Origin of the sequence: Arthrobacter sp. K5 (assembly GCF_040448525.1) — a bacterium.
Taxonomy (GTDB): domain Bacteria; phylum Actinomycetota; class Actinomycetes; order Actinomycetales; family Micrococcaceae; genus Arthrobacter; species Arthrobacter globiformis.
In genome coordinates this window covers 2,876,574-2,897,838 of record NZ_CP159279.1, presented here as the reverse complement: position 1 = coordinate 2,897,838, position 21,265 = coordinate 2,876,574, and the positions used below count along the sequence as shown (strand labels likewise).

Here is a 21,265-nt window from a genome sequence, read left to right as displayed (position 1 = left end):
CCATGACGCTTAACAAGTTCAACCTCCCCGACGTCGGTGAGGGCCTGACCGAGGCAGAGATCGTTTCGTGGAAGGTCAAGCCCGGCGACGAGGTGGCCATCAACGACGTCCTGTGCGAAATCGAGACGGCCAAGTCCCTCGTTGAGCTCCCGTCGCCGTTCGCCGGTACCGTCACCGAGCTGCTGGTTCAGGAAGGGGCAACGGTCGACGTCGGGACTGCCATCATCAGCGTGTCTGACTCCATGTCCGGCGATCCTACGCCGGCCGACGCGCCGCTGCCCCCGGTCCCGGATGCCGAGCCGGCGCCGATGTACGGAAAGCTGAAGGACGACGGTGAAGCTGGCGTTAGCGGTCTTGCTGCCGGTCCGCTGGTGGGTTCCGGGCCGAAGGCGGACGCCGTGAAGCGGCGGCCGCGCAAGACGGGGCACGTTATTCCGGCGGATGCAATGCACGGTGCTCCGGAGGTTGAGCCGGTCCAGCCCCGGTCTGCCGAGGAAGTGCTCTCGGATGGTCCGGCCAGCGCCGGACCGGTGGCCGCGTCTGCCGTGTCGAGGCGGCCCGAGTGGACTCCAACAATCGAGAGCGACAAGCCGACCTTCGGCGGGGCCATTTCCGGGCTCGTAAACAGGGTCCTGGCCAAGCCGCCCGTGCGCAAGATTGCCCGCGACCTGGGGATTGACCTGGCCGACGTCGTGGCTACGGGCGCGCGCGGCGAGGTGACGCGCGAGGACCTGGTCAGCTACCAGGCGCAGCGCGATGCGGAACTGGACAAGGCGGACACCTTCTGGGGCACGTCAGGCCGTCCCCAGGAGCAGCGGATCGAACGGATCCCCGTCAAGGGTGTCCGCAAGGCCACCGCGAAGGCCATGGTGGAGTCGGCGTTCTCCGCCCCGCACGTGAGTATCTTCGTGGACGTGGACGCCAGCCGGACCATGGAGTTCGTCAAGCGGCTCAAGGCTTCGCGGGACTTTGAAGGCATCAAGGTCTCACCTCTGCTGATCCTCGCGAAGGCCGTCATCTGGGCGGCGGCACGGAACCCGAGCGTCAACGCCACCTGGGTGGACAACCCGGACGGCAGCGACACCGCCGAGATCCACATCAAGCACTTCATGAACCTGGGTATCGCCGCGGCCACGCCCCGCGGGCTGATGGTCCCGAACATCAAGAACGCCCAGGACCTGTCCCTCAAGGAACTGGCGCTGGCCCTCAACGACCTCGCCACCACCGCGCGCGCCGGCAAGACCCAGCCGGCGCAGATGCAGGGCGGCACGCTGACGGTGACCAACATCGGCGCCCTCGGCATCGACACCGGAACCCCCATCATCAACCCCGGCGAGGTGGCCATCGTGGCGTTCGGCACGATCAAGCAAAAGCCGTGGGTCCTGGACGGCGAGGTCATTCCCCGCTGGATCACCACGCTTGGCGGATCCTTCGATCACCGGGTCGTGGACGGCGACCTTTCAGCCCGCTTCATGGCCGACGTCGCCGCCATCCTGGAAGAGCCGGCACTGCTGCTCGACTGACCTGCCCGACTGGCCTGCTCGACTGACGGTCCCCGGAGGGGTACCCTCCGGGGAAAGGGGGAAGAGCCGGACAGTCAGGGACGGGGTTCCCATGGGTGAGGATCGCGGGATCGTCAGCATCCGCGTGAAGAACCGCGTGGCCCGGGCCATCACGGAGGCCCTTCAGCCGCCCATCACCGTGGCTTTGCTGCTGCTCCTCAGCCCGGCAATGGAACCCGGCTTTCCGGGCACCGTGTGGTTCGGCGCCGTGGCGGTACTGTTTGTGTGCGTGCTGCCGCTGGCCGCCGTCGTCGTTCTGGTCCGGATGGGCAAGGTGACGGACCGCCACGTCAGCGACCGCAAGCAACGCTTCCCGGTGCTCGCCATGTCGGTGGTGTCTTTGCTCGCGGGGCTGGGAGTCCTGCTGGCCATCAACGCCCCGTACAGCGTTATCGTGGTGGTGCTGGCCATCGTGGGCGGTGTGGTGGTGCTCGCCGTTATCAGCCTGTTCTGGAAAATCAGCGGCCACGCCGGCGCGATCGCCCTGACGACTGTCATTACCGTGCTGATCCTGGGCACGCCGTGGATTCCGCTGCTGCTGCTGATACCCGCTGTCGGGTGGTCCCGGGTGGTGCTGCGCGCGCATACCGTGGCGCAGGTTGTTGCCGGTGCCCTGGTGGGAGGCGGCGTTACCGCAGCGCTCTGGTGGCTGCTCCGCGAGCTGCTGGTACGGACGGCTGACGGCTGACGGCTGACGGCGGGCGTGGGCGGATGCCGGGGGCCCCTTGGACCGGGGGCCGGCGGCGGAGGCTGGCCTTAGTAGGCGGCGTAGGAGTTGGCCAGCAGCTGGGCCATGGCCGGGTCGGCGGACATGCCTGCCATGCTCACCGCAGCGGCCAGCATGACGCCAGCTACGGCGGCGATGCCGCAGCTCACGAGCGTGAGGAACTTCCAGTCCTCGCGCACGACGCTCTTCAGCGTGTCCGGCAGCTGCAGGTCGGGGGAGATGAGATTCGGGGCGCTGTCCACCGAGCCGTCGTCGAGGAGGGCGATTACGCGGCCGGCCGAGCGGTCCACGCGCATCGCGCTGATGTGGTTGCCGTGGCGGGCAAGGAGGATGTCGTGGCCGACGAGGTGGCGGCGCTGGAGTGTAAGCACAGTGTTCCCCTGAAAGGTAGATTTGGGTTTGTCCGCACCATCGGGGGCACCTCCAATTTTATCTTTCAGGGCATGCCGGACTGCCCGAAACGGGGGTGAGACTGCCCACCAGCCCGGGTGATCCGCGTCAAGTCAGGCCCGCGCTGCTGCTAATCGGCTCCGTAGGTATTCGCGATGTAGACGTCGCAGGACGCGCTGTGGGCAACGCTGTTGGCCACACTGCCCAGCACGCGCCCAAGGCCCTGCATGCGGCGGTTTCCCACCACGATCATGCTTGCGTCGAGCCGGTCCGCCTCCCTGACCAGGGCTTCTGCTGGCTTGCCCCGCGCGGAGGAATAGGTGACCTGGAGCTCGCCGGCCGCCAGCGCGGCCGCCACATCCCGGGCCACCTTTTCCGCTTCGCCGGCGTCCGAGACGATCCACCGGTCACTGCCGCTGCCGAAGACTTCGGTCCTGTCGGTATCGAATGCGGACACGACGTGGAGCCTGGCGCCCAGCGCCGCTGCCAGGTCCCGGGCCACTTCCGCCGCCTTGCGTGCAGTACCGCTTCCGTCCACGCCCACCACAATTGTTCCCGCCATGGCCTTATCTCCTTTGATTAATCGTGACTCATCTGGTGCCCCGTTCGCGGCCGCAGCTCAGGCCAGGGCGTCTATGGCTTCCCGCAGCACCGGAGCCAGGCGTCGCACGCCCTCGGCGATGGCCTCCGGCGGAACGGCGCTGAACGCCAGGCGGAGTTTGTTCGACGGGGAATCCGAATGCATGAAGGCCGCGCCGGGAATGAAGACGACACCGGCATCAATCGCCTTGTGCAGCAGGGGGTAGGTGTCCACGCCCTCAGGCAGCGTCACCCAGACGAAGAATCCGCCCTGCGGCCGGGTCCAGCTGAGCCCGTCGGGCATGTGCATCTCCAGGGCCGCCAGCATGGCGTGGCAGCGCTCGGCGTACAGCCCGCGGTACGTCTCGATCTGGCCCTTCCAGTCGTAGTCCCGGAGGTAGGCCGAGACCAGCATCTGGTTCAGCGTGGGCGGGCAGAGCGTCACTGCCTCGGAGGCCAGGTAGTAGCGGCGCTGCAGGTGGGCGGGAACCAGGGCCCAGCCGATGCGCAGTCCCGGGGCAAAGATCTTCGAGAACGAGCCCATGTAGATGACGTCGTCGGGGTTTCCTGCCCGCAGCGGGGCCAGCGGCTCGCCGTCGAACCGCAGCAGGCCGTAAGGGTTGTCCTCGAGAACCAGGATGTTGGCGCGGCGGCAGATGTTCACGATCTGCTGCCGGCGGTCCTGCGCCAGCGTGATGCCCGACGGGTTGTTGAAGTTGGGGATGGTGTAGAGGAACTTGATGTTCTTCCCGGCGGTCTGGAGCGCCGCGATCCGGGCCTCGAGAAGCTCAGGCACCAGGCCGTCGTCGTCCATGGGGACGGCCTCCACCTGGACCTGGTACGCCTCGAACGTGTTCAGCGCCCCCACGTAGGTGGGTTCCTCCACGAGGACCACGTCGCCGGGGTTGCAGAACACCTTGGTGGCCACATCCTGGGCGGACTGCGAACCCGCGGTGATCACCACGTTCTCCGGCCGGGCGTCCAGGATGCCTTCCGCGGCCATGACCTCGCAGATCTGCGTGCGCAGTTCCTCGGTGCCCTGGCCCCCGCCGTACTGAAGTGCCGTGAGGCCGTCCTCGGCGATGATCCGCGCGGCCGTCTCCGAGAGCCTTTCAAGGGGCAGGGACTGCAGGTAGGGGCTGCCGCCGGCGAGCGAGACCAGGCCCGGCCGCATGGAGATATCGAAAACATCCCGGACCGCCGACTGTTTGATGTTCGCGGCGCGCTCCGAGAAGAGGTCGTCGTGGCGGTGGGCTGAGGTCGCGGCCCGCTCGATGGCGTCAATGGCTTCGGCGGGGAGGACGGCTGCGGCGGCGTCGAGTGTCTCGTGTGTCACACCCCCAGAGTACAGCCATTGGTTGCTGATTAGGCAACAGGTGTTGACCAGAATCTCGCAAGGAATCTGAACTGGTGCCTGCGGACGCCTTTACGTCCGGCAGGGCAGGGCATGGAATGGAGCCATGACGTCACTCGAGCCTACGCCCGCACTGTCCCAGCCCGCCAAGGCCGACGCCTTCCACCAGATGCACGAGGGCGGCCCTGTCCCGCTGGTGCTCGTGAATGTCTGGGATGCCGCGTCGGCCCGGCTTGTGGAGAAGGCCGGGGCGCGCGCCATTGCCACCTCGAGTTCAGCCATTTCGTGGAGCCTCGGGTTTCCGGATGGCAGCCACGTGCCGCCGGGCCTGGCCTTCGGCGCGCTCCGCAGGATAACCGCGGCCACGACCGTCCCTGTCACGGCCGATATCGAAGCCGGGTACGCGGGTGCGGACGGTGCTTTCGACGACGGCCTGCTCCGGCAGACTGTCGCGGCGGTGCTGGAGGCCGGCGCGGTGGGCGTGAACATCGAAGACTCAGGCGGTACGTCCCTCACAGCCGTGGACGAACAGGCCCGCAGGATCAGTCTGGTCCGCAGCATCGCGGCGGAGTCCGGTGTGCGCCTCTTCATCAATGCGCGCACGGACACGTACCTTTCCGGGCAGTTCGGGGACGCCGCCTTCGAGGAAACGCTGGAGCGTGCCGGGGGCTACCTCGCCGCGGGCGCCGACGGAATTTTCGTTCCCGGCGTGACGGACCTGCATATCCTGCATGAACTCAGCCGGCGGATAGCGGCGCCGCTCAATGCCCTTGCCGGCGTCGGGTCGGCGTCCGTGGGCGAACTGCACGACGCCGGCGTGCGGCGGGTCAGCATCGGCGGCAATGCGGCGAAGGCGGCGTATGCAACGGTTTCCCGTGTGGCAGCCGAAATCCTGGGGGACGGCAACTGGTCCGAACTTGCCGGTTCGCCGAGCCACGCCGACATGGACGCCCTGTTCTCCGGGTCAGCGGGCTCTCCCGGGACACCGGATGCCTAGCGTCCGGGTCTCCACGCGGGTCTAGCTGAGGCCGAGAACGTCGGCCAGCGGCACCCCGCTGACATAGATTTCCGCCCGGACGGCACCTACGGCCGTGACGGCTGTGTGGGTGAGCTGCGCTTCAATCCGCGGAAGATCGCAGACGCCGCCGGGCTGCACCGCGCCCGTCAGGTTCACCACCACGGTAGTGCCGTCGAGATAGCCGGAGACGTACTGGAGCGAGGAAGCCGACAGCGCGTTGTACAGCCCGCTGGCCGGCGGCGCACCCGGGCCGGACAGCAGCCTGCTCATGGCCGCCTGCAGCGGCTCGCTGATGGCGGAGTCGGCATTCCGCACGGCCACCAGGCTGTCGTTGCAGCCAAAGCGTACGCCGGATCGGCCGCCGTCGTCGATGGCAACGTAGTAGACCGCAGTGCCGGCGCTGGCAGCGCCGGAGGCCGCGCCCGGACCCGCACCCGGTGACATGGAACCCGGTGACATGGAACCCGGTGCGTTGGGGCCCGTCGTGGGCCCTGGGGAAGCGGGGCCGGCTGCGGCGCCGGAAGCAGGCGCGGGCTGGTCGCCGGATTCGCCCGGCAACTGCGCCTGGGTGTCCGGACCGACGCCGGCCGGCTCGCCAGCAGTCGGGCCGCCCGGGTTTGAGCCCGCGGACGGGGGAGCCAAACCGGCCGACGGGACGGGTTCGGAAACCCCGGCCCCTGTGCCGTGACCTGTTGTTCCCTGACCTGCCGTGCCCTGACCAGCACCCTGGCCGGAGGCTCCCAGTGCGGGGCCCGGTCCGGATCCGGAGGCGGCGGGTGAGCCGGCTTCCCCGGGCGGGTTCACTGGGGGTGCCGGGCGTGGCTCGGGGGCTGCCGCAGGGGCGGCCCCGGCGTCGTACGCGTTTTGGAGGGGGGCGCAGGAGGTGAGCCACAAGGGAAGTGCCAGGCAGAAAGCGGCAACCGCCGTCGTCAGCGGTCTGACTCCCCAGCTCGACTTCATGACTGCACCGCACTCCCTGCCCCGGCACGTCCCGTACATCAACGTTACGGCGGGGCGGCGGGCCGGGGAACGGTGCCCGGGTGTCAGTTTGGCCGCAGCTCAGTCACGGATTGGTTGCAGCCTGCCCTCGCTGGCGGCCGGCATGCAGAGACCGGAAGAAAGCGCATGCCCCCGGCCCCTCGACGGCCGGGGGCATGCGAACGAGCGGAGCAGCCTAGGCAGCAGCGCCGGCCGGCTCGACGGCGGCAAGGGCGCCGAAGAGTTCCTTGATCTGCTCAACGACCTCGGCGTCGTCCTTCGGGTGGGTCTCCGCGAAGCGGACCATGGAGCCGGGGACGGCGAGCTTAGCGTCCTCCAGGACGCGGGCGCCGGCGATACCAACAGCCTTGCGGGCCTCGTCCTGGGCCCAGACCCCGCCGAACTGGCCAAAGGCGGTGCCGACGACGGCGGTGGGCTTTCCGGCGAGGGCGCCGGCGCCGAACGGGCGGGACAGCCAGTCGATGGCGTTCTTCAGCGAGGCTGGCATGGTTCCGTTGTGCTCGGGGGTGACCAACAGCAGGGCATCTGCCTGGCCGGCTGCCTCGCGCAGTGCGGTGGCGGCTGCCGGGACCTGGCCTTCGACGTCGATGTCCTCGTTGTAGAACGGGATGTTGCCCAGGCTCTCGTGGATCACGATCTCGACGCCTTCCGGCGCGTTCAGCTGGATGGCTTCGGCAAGCTTGCGGTTGTGGGAGTCGGCGCGCAGGCTTCCCACCAGGGCGAGGACGGTGCTCTTGGACATGTGAACTCCTTAGGTCTTGCCGCGGAACGCTCCGTGGCGAGTGGTTCTGGAGGCGTTTGGTGCCTTCATCAAGACTAAACGGACTACGGTCCGGATATTATTCCCGGGTCTAGAATGCTTGGTGTGAGCCTCATCCCCATCCGCCCCGGGTCTTCGCCCGGATCCGGAGCGGAACGCAGCGATGCTGCCCGCAACCGGGAGCTGTTGCTGTGCGCTGCCCGGCAGCTCGTGGAGGAGTGCGGCGCCGACGGCGTGACCATGGACAAGCTGGCGGAGCGCGCAGGCGTGGGCAAGGGGACGGTGTTCCGCCGCTTCGGCAGCCGCGCCGGCCTCATGATGACCCTGCTGAGCGACGCCGAGGCTGAATTCCAGGGCCGCTTCATGTTCGGGCCGCCGCCGCTTGGTCCCGGGGCGCCGCCGCTGGAACGGCTGATCGCCTTCGGTGCCGAACGCATCCGCTACGTCCTGGAATACGGTGAGCTCGCGAGGGCCGCCGAAGCGTCCCTGCACAACAGGTTCGAGGCACCCCCGGCGGTGCTGTGGCACCGGCACATCGAGCACCTGTTGCGCTCGGCGGGCTTCGATGCGGACCCGTGGCTGATGGCCATGTCGCTCAGCGCAACCCTCGATCCCGACCGGCTGCTGCACGCCGTCCGCGTGCAGCACGTTTCACAGGAGCGGCTCGAGGAGTCATGGCGCCAGCTCGTCACCCGCGTCGCAGGGGGTACCGTGGCACCATGAGCACCGATTCCTCGATGTCCCCCGCCCCCATTCGCACCGCCGTGGTGGGCTTCGGCCTGTCCGGCCGGGTATTCCATGCGCCGCTGGTCGCCGCGGACCCCGGCTATTCGCTGGACGTGATCGCCACCTCTGACCCCGGCCGGCAGGCGGCCGCAGCCGGACAGTACCCGGGCGTGAAAACAGTGCCCGACGGCGATGCCGTCCTTGCGCTCGCCGCTGACCTTGACCTTGTGGTCCTGGGGACCCCGCCGGCCACCCATTACCCACTGGCGAAGGCCGCGCTCGAGGCCGGGCTCGACGTCGTCGTTGACAAGCCGTTCGCCGTGACGAGCGCCCAGGGGCAGGAACTGATCGCGCTCGCGGAGCGGCTGGGGCGGGTGCTGACGGTGTTCCAGAACAGGCGCTGGGACGGGGACTACCTCACGGTCAAAGCCTTGCTGGAGGGCGGCGTGCTGGGTGAGGTGACGCGGTTCGAGTCACGCTTTGAACGGTGGTCGCCCGAAGTTTCCAAGGCCTGGAAGGCGGAGGCCACGGCGGCCGACGGCGGCGGCGTCCTGTTCGACCTCGGCACCCACCTCCTGGACCAGGCGCTCCAGCTTTTCGGGCCGGGCACGGTGGTCCATGCCGAGCTCCAGGCCCGGCGCCCGGGAGAAAAGACGGATGACGATTGCTTCGTGGTCCTGCGGCACGGGAACGGCGTGGTCAGCCACCACTGGATGAACATGCTCTGCGCACAGCAGGGACCGCGCTACCGGGTCCTCGGCACCGGCGGCGGCTACACCAAGCATGGCGTGGACCCGCAGGAGCCGTACATCGTGGCCGGCGGGAGCCCGCTGGACGCAGAGTACGGTGTGGAGGCCGCCGAATGGGCCGGGCAGCTGGGCCGCGACGGGCATCTGGACCGGCTGCCCACCGAGCGCGGAAACTACCCAGAGTTCTACCGGATCCTCGCCGCAAAGATTTCCGACGGCGGCACCGCCTCAGCCCTGTCCGTCCCGGTAGATCCTGCCGGCCCCGTGGAAGTCCTCAAGCTGATAGAGCAGGCCCGGGAACTGGCCGGTTAAGCACGTAACCGCTGGGTGAGCTCGTCGAAACCTCGGTTTCGACGAGCTCACCCAGCGGCGGTCTCTCGGCTGCTAAGCGGAGACCAGCTCGTGCCAGTCCGCTACCAGGGGCAGGTTGTGCGCCTCGGAGACGGAGAGGTGTGCCACGTGGCCTCCGGCGATGTTCAGGCCGGCGGCGAGTGCCGGGTCCTTCTCGAAGGCGGCCTTCACGCCGAGGTTTGCCAGGGCCACGCCGTAGCGGAGCGTGACGTTGGTCAGCGCGTAGGTGGAGGTGTTCGGGACGGCGCCGGGCATGTTGGCCACGCAGTAGAAGATCGTGTTGTGGACCTTGTACGTGGGTTCCTGGTGCGTGGTGGGGCGCGTGTCCTCGAAGCAGCCGCCCTGGTCCACGGCGATGTCCACCAGTACCGAGCCGGGCTTCATGCGGGCGACGAGCTCGTTGGTCACCAGCTTGGGTGCCTTGGCCCCTGGGATCAGGACCGAGCCGATCACGAGGTCCGCGTCCACCACGGACTTCTCGATCTCGTACTTGTTGGATGCCACGGTCTTGAGCCGGCCCTGGTACTGGGCGTCGAGTTCGCGCAGCCGGTTGATGTTGATGTCCAGGATGGTGACGTCGGCGCCGAGTCCGAGTGCCATGGCGGCTGCATTGGTGCCTGCGACGCCTGCACCCAGGACCACGACCTTGGCGGGGCGGACGCCCGGAACGCCGCCGAGGAGCACACCCTTGCCGCCGGCGGGCGCCATCAGGGAAGTCGCGCCGACCTGCACCGAAAGCCGGCCGGCCACCTCGGACATGGGGGCGAGCAGGGGCAGGGTGCGGCCTTCCTGAACGGTTTCGTAGGCGATGGCGGTGACGCCGGAGTTGATGAGGGCCTGGGTCAGCTCGGGCTCGGCGGCCAGGTGCAGGTAGGTGAAGAGGATCAGGCCCTTGCGGAAACGGTGGTACTCGGCCTTGATCGGCTCCTTGACCTTCATCACCATGTCCGCGCGGGACCAGACCTCGTCGGCGTCGGCGACGATTTCGGCGCCCCCGATCGCGTATTCCTCGTCGGTGATGCCGGAGCCCAGGCCCGCGCCGCGCTCCACCAGGACCGTGTGGCCGTGGGTGCGGAATTCGTGAACGCCGGCAGCCGTGATGGCGACGCGGAATTCGTTGTTCTTGATCTCTTTGGGGACACCGATGATCATTTTTGGGCTCCAGATCCGATGGCTTTCAAGGCCGGAATGTGTGGGGAAGTTGTGATTCCAGAATAGATCCGGCTGTGAGGCGCGCTACAGGAATCCGCCGCCCTGCCCGGGACTAAACCGCGTGTTTCCGCGGATTTTCAGCCCGCCAGCTCGACTAATGTCGACCGCTGGGGCGTCAGGTGTCGCCTGATGTCCGTTCGCCCGGGACCCCCCGCGGGACGTAGTCTGTCACCATGCAGCAGGATGTGGAACAGCTCGTCGAGCGGGTGGCCCTGAAGCTGGGCCGCGGGCTTTCCCTGGAGGACCTCGACGGCCTTTTGCTGGCCTACAGCTCCAACCAGTCGCATGCGGACCGGGTCCGGGTTAACTTCCTGCTCAGCAAACGGGTGCCGCTGGACGTCAAGAACTGGCAGCTCTCGCACGGCATCGCCACCGCCGTACGGCCCGTGGTGGTGCCAGCCAACGAGGAGCTGGGGATGCTTGGGCGCGTCTGCGTCCCGCTGCTGGTCCGTGGGTTCCGGGTAGGTTACCTGTGGGTGCAGCTGGACGTGGAAGACCAAAGCGCGACGGCTATCCTCGCCGAACTGCCCGGCCTCCGGGACGATCTGGACGTGCTGTCCGGGCTCCTGCTGGACTCCAACACCGCGGAATCCGAGTTCAGGCGCAGCCGCGAACGGGAGTTCCTGGCAGCCTGCGCCGGGGAGGCCAATGCGGTGGCTGCCGTGGCGGGCTGGAAGGAAGTGCAGGACCGCGGGCCCTGGCAGCTGGTCACCGTCCTTGACGCCGACGGCTGGATGGCCGGTCCGGATCCGATCGCTTCGACGCTCATCCACCGCGCTGCGGCGTTGCAGGCCACCATCGGCGTGGACGCTGTCCTGTTCAGCGCCGGCGCGGAAACCCATTCGGTGGTCCTTTTCCGGGAGTCCACGGGGCGCGCCAGCCAGGCGCAGGTTCTGGTGCACTACCAGTTGGAGCTTGCCAAGCGTTCCGGCAGGTCCGTGGAGCGGATCATCCTGGGAACCAGTGAGGGATTCAGCCGCATCAAAGACCTAAGCGAGGCGTACCGGCAGTCCAAGGTTGCCGCCCTGGCAGCGGCGGTTGATCCGCGGCTCGGCGAGCTTGTGGATTGCCGGGCCACGGGCGTCTACCAACTCCTGGCATCGGCCGGCGGCGGGGCCGGCGTCTGGAGCGATGCAAGTTCGGTGAATTTCCGGGCCCTTGAGGAACATGACCGGAACGGGGAACTGCTGCCCGTTTTGGAACTGCTCTACGACAATGACGGTTCCGTCCAGGATGTTGCCGAAAAACTGCATCTGCACCGCAGCAGCATCTACAACCGGCTGGGCCGCATCCGTCAGCTGCTGGGCGTCGATCCGCTCAAGGGGATGGTGCGGCTGGAGCTGCACGCCGCCCTGAAGGCACGGCGCTGGGCATCAAGGCCAAGAATCTAAGGAGCAGGTTATGCGGCGTTGCCTTCGCCGCTGGGCAACTGCTCAGCGCTCCGCTCGGCGGCCCGTTCGGTGGTCCGCTCCGCGGTCAGATCGACGGTCCGTTCCAGCGCGACGCCGTCGGGAAGAGGCTGCGGAAGTCCCTGGAGCCGGGTGCGGGACTTGGCGACGCGGCTCTGGACCCACAGGGAGACTGCCACGAAGACCACGCAGCTGGAGGTAAAAACGGCGGTGTTGTTCAGGCCCATGACGATTCCCAGGGCAGCCGCCAGACCCATTGCGGCGATGCCCGCCACGATGTGCAACCCCCTGAATCTCACCACGAATAAAGAGTAACCCCGTGCGCCAGCCGGAAACCCTGGTTCCGGGGGATCGTTGCTTGATCCTTATCACCGCGTCATTTTTGCGTGCACAGCGGCGATTTACGGCCCATGGAACGAGGCAAGGAGCCTAGTCCCGGAGGGTGACCAGCTTCCAGGGCAGGCGCGCGGGGTTGTCGGGCGAAACGTCCACTGAGATGTCAGCCCGTGCCATGTCCTCTTCCAGGAACAATGTTCCGGTGGCGATGCGTGCGTTGTTGGACGCGATGACGCGGCCGTTGGGACCCACGAGCACCACCACCGGCTCGCGGAGCTGAAGGGCGCGGAGGAAGATGCCCTCAAGGTTCGCGAGGGTCAGGTCGCATCCCAGGATCTGAATTCCCTGCGCGGTGGGCGCCGGAACGCACAGCGTGATGATGTTGACGTTGATGCCGCCGAAATCAACGTAGGGTCCGACGGCCACGGGCTGTCCGCTGGCGGTCGGGATGGTGAACCAGTCGCGGGTTGTGTAGTCGTAGTAGTTCAGCGAGTCCGGGTTGAGGTCATGGGTGACGAAACGGGGTTCACCTGTCCGCTGCGTCCGCCACCACTCCAGCCAGTGGGTTGCTTCCCGGAGGCTCCCCGGAGCGTAGGCGATGCCGGCGCCGACGATGATGTCCGAGTGCTGCTTGATGAAATTGGCCAGTTCCTGCTTCAGGTACAGGAATTCGCTGCGGCGGGGGACGCCTGATGCCGCTGCCGCCGCGGCCGTGACGGTGCCCGCAATCTTCTCCAGGTCGACGAAAACGCGGCTGATGCTCGAGGAGAGTGCGGTGGCTGTCCGCTCGAGGGCTTCTTCTACGGTCTCCACGTCACGCACCTTCTTCGGGCCGCATCGTCAATCTGAGATGCTGCTCTATCAAGTATTCGGTCTCGTTGCGGCTGTGGCGCTCTGCCGCGCTGGCGGCCACGTCAGCGTCCCGCGCCCTGATGGCATCAAGGATTGCGGCGTGTTCCTCCACGGACTTGCCGTCGATGCCGCCCTGGCCGGAGTGCCCCCACCACAGGGTCATGAGTTCGGCTTCAAGCTGAAGGGCCGCCGAGGTCAGCCTGCTGGACTGCGCGGCGATGCTGACGGCAACGTGGAACCGGCTGTCCATGCGGCGGCGCTCCCGGTCATCGGCCGCGTCCCGGTGGCGCCTCGCCAGATCTTCGAGGTGCTCCACATTCTTGGGATCCGCCCGGCCGGCGGCAAGCCGCGCGGACATTGACGCGATGGCGGCCCCCAGGTCGCCGAGGTCCCTGAGGGCCTCGGTGCTCGTTTCCCGAAGTTTGGCCTGCAACTGTGAATCCGTGAATTCGATCTGCCGGCGAATCACACTGCCGCCGCTGCGTCCCCGGCTGGTTTCGATCAGGCCCTTCGTCCGCAGGGCGGCCAGGGACTGCCGGAGGGTGATCGGGGAGATGCCCAGTTCCCCGGCAAGTACGGATTCCGTGGGCAGCCTGTCACCTTCGGTGAGGATGCCCATCAGAATGGCGGTTTCGATCTGGTAGGAGACCTGGTCGGCCCGGCCCAGCCCCTCTGGCTCGCTTCCGCGGAGGAGCAGCAGCAGGTCAAGCGCGGAAGTGGAAATTGCCGCACTTTCCATTCCCAGGCCTCCTGCAGTCCGTGGCTCCGATGTCACCGGCGTCGATGCCCGGGCTTCGGGCGTCAGCGCTTTCCGATTACCTTCAATCTTTGCACATTTACTTTTTTCGGCCACTGCCGCGCCGTGCGGGGCGCTACTGTCCGGATTCGCCGGCGGAGGTCCCGCCGTCGGCGGCTTCCCCGGCAGCCTCGGCTGCCGCCCGCTTCTTTTTCTGTCCCTCCAGCCAGCCCATGATGGCGGCCAGCCTGATGCGGCGGTGCGTGCCGCGGTATTCCACGGGTATCTCGCCACGGTCCGTCATGTTCCGCAGGTAGGTGTGGGAGATGCCGGCCAGCTCGGCAGCCTGCGAGGTGGTCAGCATTTCCTCCACGCTGCTCACGGTCACCGCTTCGCCGCGGCTGAACCTTGCCAGGAGGTCGACGACGGTGTCCCTCGCCTGCGGCGGGAGGCGGTGGACGGTGCCGTCCACGAAAACTGTGATGTCAGTGCCGCCGTCGAGCGCGCGCTGCAGCGCCAGCGCGTCTTCGGGCGGAAGGGCGGGCGCCACCCTGGGTGCAATCAGAGCCATGGCAGAAGCCTAGCCGTTGCGGAACGGTGCGTTGTGTATGCTCGGCGGATGAGACTTGCCGGCGGAGCAGCAGTGACGGCGAACGGCCTGACCGGCCGCGTGTACTCGTCCAACGCGCCCTCGGCGGCGGGCGAGCCGGCCTATGTGCTGCTCCACGGCATTGGCGTCTCGCACCGCTACCTCGCCCGGCTGCACGTCGAGCTTGCCCAGGGCGCGGATGGGCAGGGCCAGCAGGCGGAGGGCGCGGATGGGCAGGGCCAGCAGGCGGAGGGCGCTGACCAGGGTGCCGCCGTCTACTCCTTCGACCTGCCGGGGTTCGGGGGCACGCCCCGGCCCGGGCGTCAGGTGACCGTCGGCGAATATGCGGCCTTCGTCGCGGCGGTCCTGGCGGAGCGTGGAGTCGAATCCTGCATCGCGGTGGGCCACTCCATGGGAGCACAGTTTGCGGTGGAGTTATCGCTCCAGGCGCCCGGGCTGGTGATCCGGACAGTGCTAATGGGCCCGGTGGTGGATTCGGCGCGCAGGAGTGCCGCCTGGCATGTGCTGGCGCTGACGCGGGATGCCCTGTTCAGCGAGCCGCCATCCACCAACGCCGTGGTTTTCACCGATTACTTCCGGGCGGGGATGCGGTGGTATCTGACCGAACTGCCCGTGATGATGCAGTACCCGCTGGACGTGCGGATTCGCGGCGTAGGGCAGCCGGTGCTCGTGCTCCGCGGCGGAAGGGACCCGATCGCCCGCCGGCCGTGGTGCGAGCACCTGTCCGCGCAGGCACCTGACGGTGCGTTTGCCGAGATGCCCGGACACGGTCACGTTGTTCAGGAGACCGCTGCCGGGGATGTTGCCCGGCTCATCCGGCGCTGGGCCGGCACCGCAGCCGAGGGCTCTCCGGCGGCAGGCGGATCCACCGCCTGAAACCCGAACAGCGGGCAGGCACCAACCCAAGGACCAGGCAGGCGCCCGGAACTCCGTGCGCCTGCCTGCTTCAGACGGTTGCCAGCTGCCGGTGCCTCCTGTCGGCTTCCGGGCCGGCAGGCTTACAGTCCGAGCTCCTCCAGGACGGGCAGCTTCTCCCGGACCCAGGCCCGGGCTTCCACGGCGCTCGGCGCGGACAGGGCCAGCTTGGCCAGCTCCTGGGCCTCCGCCAGCGTGACGGTCTTCAGCACGGCGGCCACAGCGGCCAGCGACCGGGCGGTCATGGACAGGGTGGTGACGCCCAGGCCGGTCAGCACGACGGCGAGGGCCGGGTCCGCAGCGGCCTCGCCGCAGACGCCCACCGGCTTGTTGTGTCCCTCGGCCCTGGAGCCCTCAACTGTCAGGCCGACGAGGCGCAGCACCGCGGGCTGCCACGGCGTGTTCAGCCCTGCGAGCGGACCCAGCTGGCGGTCGGCGGCCATGGCGTACTGGGTGAGGTCGTTCGTTCCCAGGCTGGCGAACCCCACCTCGCGCAGGATGGTGTCGGCCGTGAGGGCGGCGGACGGAACCTCCACCATCACGCCCGGCGTCTTGATGCCGGCCTCGGCGCACATGGTGGCGAAACGGGCAGCCTCCTCCGCCGTCGAAATCATCGGAGCCATGACCCAAACGTCAGCCTCCGACTCCTTTTCGGCCTTTGCGATCGCCTCCAGCTGCCGGTCCAGGACGCCGGGAGTCGTGAAGTCGGTGCGGTAGCCACGAACACCCAGCGCCGGGTTGGGTTCGGTGGAGTCGGTGAGGAACGGGAGCGGTTTGTCCGCGCCGGCATCGAGGGTGCGCAGCACCACCTTTTTGCCGGGGAAGGCGTCGAACACGCCCTTGTACGCGGCGGCCTGTTCCTCGACGGTGGGCTCGGTGTCTCGCTCCAGGAAGCAGAACTCCGTGCGGAACAGGCCCACGCCTTGGGCGCCGAGCTTGGCCGCCGCCTGGGCATCCTTGGCCCCGCCCACGTTGGCGAGGAGGGGCACCAGGTGGCCGTCCGCCGTCGAACCCGTACCGCTGAACTCGGCCAGGAGGGACGCCGTGGCGGCCCAGGCCTCGGCGGCTGCGCGCAGTGAGTCGTCCGGGTCGGCCGTGATGGAACCGGCGGCGCCGTCGACGTAAACCTCGGTGCCGTCCGGGAGTTCGTCCACACCGACGGCGGCCACGACGGCGGGCAGGCCGAGTGAGCGGGCGATGATCGCCGTGTGGGACTGCGGACCGCCGCCGGCGGTCACGAGTGCAAGGACCTTGTTGGGGTCGAGGGTGGCGGTGTCGGCCGGGGCCAGGTCCTCGGCCACCAGGATGAACGGTTCGTTCGACGTCGGGATGCCCGGGGCGGGCACGCCGCGGAGCTCGGCCACGATGCGGGCGCGGACGTCCAGGACGTCGGTGGCGCGCTCCGCCATGTAGCCGCCGAGGTTGTGCAGCATTTCCGAAACCGAGGAGCCGGATTCCCAGATGGCCCGCTGCGGCGAGGAACCGCGCGCGATCAGCTTCGCGGCGCCCTTGATCAGCATGGTGTCCTTGGCCATCAGGGCCGTGGCTTCCAGGACGGCCTTGCCATCACCGGTGGCATGGTCTGCACGGGCCTTCAGCTCATCATGGACGGCGCCCGCCGCAGCCTTCAGGGCAGCCGTGGCCTCTTCGGGCGTGGTCCCCGCAGCCAGCTGCTCGCCCGCCGGAGGTTCACTGATGGGCTTGGGCATCTGGCGGATCGTGCCGATGATGCGGCCGGGGCTGACGCCTACTCCTGGGAAGTTCTGCACTGAAGGTCCTCGTTCTCTGCCGGTAGCCAGGCCCGCCGGTATCTGCCCGGGCGGAAGCCCGGAAGGTCGGAACAGCTACGTCCGATGATGCGGTTGCGGTGCCTGAAAAAAATTGTATGTGATTCAGTTCATATAGCGTTGCTATAGCTGCTAGGGTAGCGGTTATGAGTTTCGATGGCCAGCTTCCGCCCAAGATGAGGCTGTTGCGTGCGGCAGCCGAATTGCTGGCCAAATCCGCGGGGGCAGCTGTTTCCACCCGCCAGATCACGCAGCTGGCGGGCGTTACAGCGCCCACCCTCTATCACCACTTCGGTGACAAGGAGGGCCTGTTTGACGCAGTTGTCGCCGCGGGCTTCGAAGAATATGTGGCGGGCGAACGCGACTTCGCCCCGTCCGGCCAGCCGCTGGTGGACATCCGGCGGATGTGGGACAACCACGTGCAGTTCGGGCTAAAACAGCCGGAGCTTTATCTGGTCATGTTCGGTAACATCCGCCCCGAGAGCCGCCCCGCCGTCGTTGCCGATGCGGAGGGCCTCCTGGAGGAAATGCTGAACAAAGCCGCTGCGGCGGGGCAGCTGAGCGTCCAGCCACGGGAAGCAGCCCGGAGCATTCTGGCTGCCAACGTGGGCGTCACGCTCATGCTGATCGCGGAACCGGTTGCGGAGCGGAACCTTGAGCTCTCCACCATGACCCGGGACGCCATGATTTTTGCCGTGTCCAGGGACCAAGGGCCGGATGCAGCAGCCGAGGACTCCGGGAAGTCATCGGTAGTCGTGGCTGCCATCGCGCTGAACGCGGCGTTGCAGGCATCGCACTCGGACCAGCTCACCAGTTCGGAACTCAAGCTCTTCCTCGAATGGCTCCACCGGATCTCCACCAGTTCCACCGGCTAGACGAAACTATCGGACCATCCTGCGGTGCAGCAGGGACCACGTTAGGAAATCACATGGCAACAGAGACAGTTGCAAAACCCAAAACCAGTGCGCGGGTGCACGTCCAGAAGTTCGGGACATTCCTGTCCGGCATGATCATGCCCAACATCGGGGCGTTCATCGCCTGGGGCATCATCACCGCGCTCTTCATCGAAAAGGGCTGGATCCCCGTACCGCAGCTTGGCGGCTTTGGCACCAACGCCGCGGGTGCCCCGAACACGGGCCTCGTAGGTCCCATGATCACCTATCTGCTGCCCCTGCTGATTGCCTACACCGGCGGCCGGATGGTTTATGACGTCCGCGGCGGCGTCGTGGGCGCCATCGGCACCATGGGCGTGATCGTCGGTGCCGGTATCCCGATGTTCATCGGCGCCATGATCATGGGCCCGCTGGGCGGCTGGACCATGAAGAAGCTCGACTCGATCTGGGACGGCAAGATCCGGCCCGGCTTCGAGATGCTGGTCAACAACTTCTCCGCCGGCATCTGGGGTGCCCTGCTGGCGATGCTCGGCTTCTACGGCATTTCCCCGCTCGTGACGGCCTTCAGCACGGCTGCCGGCAACGTGGTCCAGTTCCTGGTGAACAACGGACTGCTGCCCCTGACCAGCATCTTCATCGAACCGGCCAAGGTACTTTTCCTCAACAACGCCATCAACCACGGCGTACTGACGCCGCTGGGCATCCAGCAGTCGCTGGAACAGGGCAAGTCCATCCTGTTCCTGCTCGAGGCCAACCCGGGCCCGGGGCTCGGGCTTCTGCTCGCCTACATGTTCTTCGGGCGCGGCGCGGCCAAGGCCTCAGCCCCCGGCGCCGCCCTCATCCACTTCTTCGGCGGCATCCACGAAATCTACTTCCCCTACGTCCTGATGCGCCCGATGCTCATCCTCGCCACGATCGCCGGCGGCATGACGGGCATCGCCACCCTGGCCATCACCAACTCCGGGCTTGTTGCGCCGGCGGCCCCAGGGTCCATCATCGCGGTGATCGCCCAGACCTCCCGGGACAGCTACTTCGGTGTGATTCTGTCCGTCCTCCTTGCTGCGACGGTGTCCTTCCTCGTCGCCTCGCTGATCCTGCGCACCACGCACCACAGCGACGAAGGCGACCTCAACGCGGCCACGTCGAAGATGGAAGCCATGAAGGGCAAGAAGAGCTCCGTCGCCTCCACCCTCACCGGCGCAGGCGCAGGTGGCGGCGTGGGCGTTCTGACCGGCCCCATCAGCAACATCGTGTTCGCGTGCGACGCCGGCATGGGCTCCAGCGCCATGGGCGCCTCGGTGCTGCGCAACAAGATCAAGGCGGCGGGCTTCCCGGACGTCAAGGTCACCAACGCATCCATCGCCAACCTCAGCGACACCTATGACGTGGTGGTCACCCACCAGGACCTCACTGAACGGGCCAAGCCGTCAACGGCCAGCGCCGTGCACGTCTCCGTGGACAACTTCATGAACAGCCCGCGCTACGACGAGATCGTGGAAATGGTCCAGCGCAGCAACGCCGAAGGAACGGCGGCGCCCGCCGCCGGGGCTGCAACAGCGGCAGCGCCGGCTGCCGCCACCACCTCCGGAACCGCCGCTGCCCCCGAAGCCGCCGCAGCGCCGTCGGACATCCTGGTGCCGGAGAGCGTGGTCCTGAACGGCTCCGCGGCCACCCGGGATGCCGCCATCGACGAGGCGGGCCAGCTGCTGCTGGCGCGCGGGGCAGTCGACAACGACTACATCCTCGCCATGCATGAACGCGAGGAGTCCGTCTCCACGTACATGGGCAGCTTCCTGGCCATCCCGCACGGCACCAACGCCGCGAAGGACCACATCAGGAAGTCGGCCGTCTCCGTGGTCCGCTACCCCGACGGTATCGACTGGAACGGCAAGCAGGTCAAGTTCGTGGTGGGTGTGGCCGGCGTCAACAACGAGCACCTGCACATCCTGTCCTCGATCGCCAAGGTCTTCACGAACAAGGCGCAGGTGGCGCAGCTTGAGGCGGCGACATCCGTGGACGAAGTCCTGGAACTGTTCGGAAAGGTCAACGCATAGTGAAGGCTGTACATTTTGGGGCCGGGAACATCGGCCGGGGGTTCGTCGGCCTGCTGCTGCACGAGGCCGGGTATGAGGTGGTGTTCGCCGACGTCGCGGACACCCTGATTGCCCAGCTCGCCGCGGCGGACAGCTATAGCGTGCACGAGGTGGGAGAGAACCCTGCTGTGCGCACGGTGGACAACTTTCGGGCGGTGAACTCCGGCACCCAGGAGGCGCAGCTGATCGAGGAAATCGCGACGGCGGACATCGTCACCACCGCGGTGGGTCCGCACATCCTGAAGTTCGTGGCCCCCGCGATTGCCAAGGGAATTGCCTCCCGGGCAGCGGGGCTGCCGCCGCTGCAGGTGATGGCCTGCGAGAACGCCATCAACGCCACGGACATCCTGCGCGAGTCGATCGTCTCGTCCTGGGACGAGGCCGCCGGGTCGCTGGCGGATGCGGCCGTGTTCGCGAACACGGCCGTGGACCGCATCGTGCCCAACCAGGAACCGGGTCAGGGCCTGGACGTGACGGTGGAGACGTTCTATGAGTGGGTTATCGACCGCACGCCGTTCGGCGGTGCCGCCCCGGTGATTCCGGGCGCCACCTTCGTGGACGAGCTCGGCCCCTACATCGAGCGCAAGCTGTTCACGGTGAACACGGGGCACGCGTCCGCGGCGTATTTCGGCTTCGAAGCCGGGCTGGAGAAGATCTCGGATGCCATGGCTGACGAGGACGTTGCCGCCGACGTGCGGGCCGTGCTCGACGAGACCAAGCAGCTGCTCGTGTCCAAGCACGGCTTCAGCTACGACGAGCAGGAGGCCTACGTCCAGAAGATCCTGGCGCGCTTCACCAACCCGCACCTGCCGGATACCGTGCACCGCGTGGGTCGCGCGCCGCTGCGCAAGCTCAGCCGGCATGAGCGCTTCATCGGCCCGGCAGCGGAACTGGCCGAACGCGGGATTGTCCCCGAGGCGCTGCTCGGGGCGATCGCGGCAGCCCTGCGGTTCAACGACCCCGCCGACGCCGAGGCCGTGGAGCTGGGCCAGATCCTGGCGGACTCCGAGCCCGCCGCCGCCACGGAGCGAATTACCGGACTGGCGCAGGACCACCCGCTCTTCGCCGCGGTTTGCGGCCTCGTCGAGGAGCGCAAGGCGGAGGACGTCGCCGCCCCGGCCTAGCCAACCCACAGCCGCGGCCCTGCTGCCCTGCTGCGGGAGGGACCGCGGCCTGACGGAACGTCTGCACCGCGGAGCCGGAAACA

21 protein-coding genes are annotated in these 21,265 nt (G+C 67.7%); 10 read left to right on the top strand and 11 right to left on the bottom strand.

All coding sequences use genetic code 11. The features are described 5' to 3' along the window. The first annotated feature begins 2 nt into the window (after positions 1-2). Together ABRP34_RS13070 and ABRP34_RS13065 are read left to right on the top strand one after the other, a co-directional pair. Positions 3-1,523 (top strand): dihydrolipoamide acetyltransferase family protein, encoded by a 1,521-nt coding sequence (locus ABRP34_RS13070; protein WP_353710505.1) that lies wholly within the window; start codon positions 3-5, stop codon positions 1,521-1,523. A 91-nt stretch (positions 1,524-1,614) separates the two neighbouring features. Then, the gene (locus tag ABRP34_RS13065) at positions 1,615-2,250 is read left to right on the top strand and encodes a phosphatase PAP2 family protein (protein ID WP_353710504.1); all 636 of its coding nucleotides are present in this window, start codon (positions 1,615-1,617) and stop codon (positions 2,248-2,250) included. A 68-nt stretch (positions 2,251-2,318) separates the two neighbouring features. Here the strand turns inward: ABRP34_RS13065 and ABRP34_RS13060 are convergent, their stop codons facing one another. The 3 genes from ABRP34_RS13060 to ABRP34_RS13050 all read right to left on the bottom strand — a co-directional run bounded on the left by ABRP34_RS13060 (position 2,319) and on the right by ABRP34_RS13050 (position 4,594). Next, a complete protein-coding gene (locus ABRP34_RS13060) occupies positions 2,319-2,660 on the bottom strand; it encodes a hypothetical protein (RefSeq protein WP_003805658.1) in 342 nt (113 codons plus the stop codon). A gap of 149 nt (positions 2,661-2,809) precedes the next feature. Then, entirely contained in the window at positions 2,810-3,241 is a 432-nt protein-coding gene (locus tag ABRP34_RS13055; RefSeq protein WP_003805661.1) for a universal stress protein, read from the bottom strand. A 57-nt stretch (positions 3,242-3,298) separates the two neighbouring features. Then, positions 3,299-4,594 carry a PLP-dependent aminotransferase family protein gene (locus ABRP34_RS13050; RefSeq protein ID WP_353710503.1) on the bottom strand — a complete coding sequence of 432 codons (1,296 nt, stop codon included), beginning with the start codon at positions 4,592-4,594 and terminating at the stop codon, positions 3,299-3,301. A 124-nt stretch (positions 4,595-4,718) separates the two neighbouring features. Between ABRP34_RS13050 and ABRP34_RS13045 the strand changes: the two genes are divergently transcribed. Then, positions 4,719-5,609, top strand: a complete 891-nt coding sequence (locus tag ABRP34_RS13045) for an isocitrate lyase/phosphoenolpyruvate mutase family protein (RefSeq protein WP_353710502.1) — start codon at positions 4,719-4,721, stop codon at positions 5,607-5,609. 21 nt (positions 5,610-5,630) lie between these two features. Here the strand turns inward: ABRP34_RS13045 and ABRP34_RS13040 are convergent, their stop codons facing one another. Next, positions 5,631-6,434: a GerMN domain-containing protein gene (locus tag ABRP34_RS13040; RefSeq protein WP_353710501.1), complete on the bottom strand. Its 804-nt coding sequence runs from the start codon at positions 6,432-6,434 to the stop codon at positions 5,631-5,633. A 370-nt stretch (positions 6,435-6,804) separates the two neighbouring features. Next, on the bottom strand, positions 6,805-7,371 hold the full coding sequence (locus ABRP34_RS13035) for an NADPH-dependent FMN reductase (RefSeq protein ID WP_353710500.1): 567 nt from the start codon (positions 7,369-7,371) through the stop codon (positions 6,805-6,807). 123 nt (positions 7,372-7,494) lie between these two features. Here ABRP34_RS13035 and ABRP34_RS13030 point away from each other — a divergent pair, with 123 nt between their 5' ends. After that, positions 7,495-8,112 (top strand): TetR/AcrR family transcriptional regulator, encoded by a 618-nt coding sequence (locus ABRP34_RS13030; RefSeq protein WP_003805672.1) that lies wholly within the window; start codon positions 7,495-7,497, stop codon positions 8,110-8,112. Next, complete coding sequence (locus ABRP34_RS13025; protein ID WP_353710499.1) at positions 8,109-9,176, top strand: Gfo/Idh/MocA family oxidoreductase; 1,068 nt, start codon at positions 8,109-8,111, stop codon at positions 9,174-9,176. Before ABRP34_RS13030 ends, ABRP34_RS13025 begins: the two co-directional genes overlap by 4 nt. A gap of 72 nt (positions 9,177-9,248) precedes the next feature. Here ABRP34_RS13025 and ald read toward each other — a convergent pair whose 3' ends face one another. Continuing rightward, the gene (gene ald / locus ABRP34_RS13020) at positions 9,249-10,367 is read right to left on the bottom strand and encodes an alanine dehydrogenase (RefSeq protein ID WP_353710498.1); all 1,119 of its coding nucleotides are present in this window, start codon (positions 10,365-10,367) and stop codon (positions 9,249-9,251) included. Positions 10,368-10,600: 233 nt separating this feature from the next. Between ald and ABRP34_RS13015 the strand changes: the two genes are divergently transcribed. Next, positions 10,601-11,818 carry a helix-turn-helix domain-containing protein gene (locus ABRP34_RS13015; protein WP_353710497.1) on the top strand — a complete coding sequence of 406 codons (1,218 nt, stop codon included), beginning with the start codon at positions 10,601-10,603 and terminating at the stop codon, positions 11,816-11,818. 8 nt (positions 11,819-11,826) lie between these two features. On the opposite strand, the gene ABRP34_RS13010 is transcribed toward ABRP34_RS13015, so the two are convergent. The 4 genes from ABRP34_RS13010 to ABRP34_RS12995 all read right to left on the bottom strand — a co-directional run bounded on the left by ABRP34_RS13010 (position 11,827) and on the right by ABRP34_RS12995 (position 14,331). Next, the gene (locus ABRP34_RS13010) at positions 11,827-12,111 is read right to left on the bottom strand and encodes a hypothetical protein (protein WP_353710496.1); all 285 of its coding nucleotides are present in this window, start codon (positions 12,109-12,111) and stop codon (positions 11,827-11,829) included. Between the two features lie 154 nt (positions 12,112-12,265). Then, positions 12,266-12,985 carry a cache domain-containing protein gene (locus ABRP34_RS13005; protein WP_353710495.1) on the bottom strand — a complete coding sequence of 240 codons (720 nt, stop codon included), beginning with the start codon at positions 12,983-12,985 and terminating at the stop codon, positions 12,266-12,268. 1 nt (position 12,986) lies between these two features. After that, positions 12,987-13,763, bottom strand: coding sequence for an FCD domain-containing protein (locus ABRP34_RS13000; RefSeq protein ID WP_353710494.1), 777 nt, complete (start codon positions 13,761-13,763; stop codon positions 12,987-12,989). A gap of 133 nt (positions 13,764-13,896) precedes the next feature. Beyond that, complete coding sequence (locus tag ABRP34_RS12995; RefSeq protein ID WP_353710493.1) at positions 13,897-14,331, bottom strand: helix-turn-helix domain-containing protein; 435 nt, start codon at positions 14,329-14,331, stop codon at positions 13,897-13,899. 48 nt (positions 14,332-14,379) lie between these two features. Here ABRP34_RS12995 and ABRP34_RS12990 point away from each other — a divergent pair, with 48 nt between their 5' ends. Beyond that, positions 14,380-15,246 (top strand): alpha/beta hydrolase, encoded by an 867-nt coding sequence (locus ABRP34_RS12990; RefSeq protein ID WP_353710492.1) that lies wholly within the window; start codon positions 14,380-14,382, stop codon positions 15,244-15,246. Positions 15,247-15,368: 122 nt separating this feature from the next. On the opposite strand, the gene ptsP is transcribed toward ABRP34_RS12990, so the two are convergent. Next, positions 15,369-17,054, bottom strand: a complete 1,686-nt coding sequence (gene ptsP, locus ABRP34_RS12985) for a phosphoenolpyruvate--protein phosphotransferase (RefSeq protein ID WP_353710491.1) — start codon at positions 17,052-17,054, stop codon at positions 15,369-15,371. Between the two features lie 164 nt (positions 17,055-17,218). Here ptsP and ABRP34_RS12980 point away from each other — a divergent pair, with 164 nt between their 5' ends. Genes ABRP34_RS12980 through ABRP34_RS12970 form a run of 3 tightly spaced genes read left to right on the top strand, consistent with a single transcriptional unit; the run spans position 17,219 to position 21,182 of the window. Further along, positions 17,219-17,947 (top strand): TetR/AcrR family transcriptional regulator, encoded by a 729-nt coding sequence (locus ABRP34_RS12980; protein WP_353710490.1) that lies wholly within the window; start codon positions 17,219-17,221, stop codon positions 17,945-17,947. A 53-nt stretch (positions 17,948-18,000) separates the two neighbouring features. Then, positions 18,001-20,019: a PTS mannitol transporter subunit IICBA gene (locus ABRP34_RS12975; RefSeq protein WP_353710489.1), complete on the top strand. Its 2,019-nt coding sequence runs from the start codon at positions 18,001-18,003 to the stop codon at positions 20,017-20,019. Beyond that, positions 20,019-21,182 (top strand): mannitol-1-phosphate 5-dehydrogenase, encoded by a 1,164-nt coding sequence (locus ABRP34_RS12970; RefSeq protein WP_003805688.1) that lies wholly within the window; start codon positions 20,019-20,021, stop codon positions 21,180-21,182. The genes ABRP34_RS12975 and ABRP34_RS12970 overlap by 1 nt, the downstream gene beginning before the upstream one ends. The last annotated feature ends 83 nt before the right edge of the window (positions 21,183-21,265 follow it).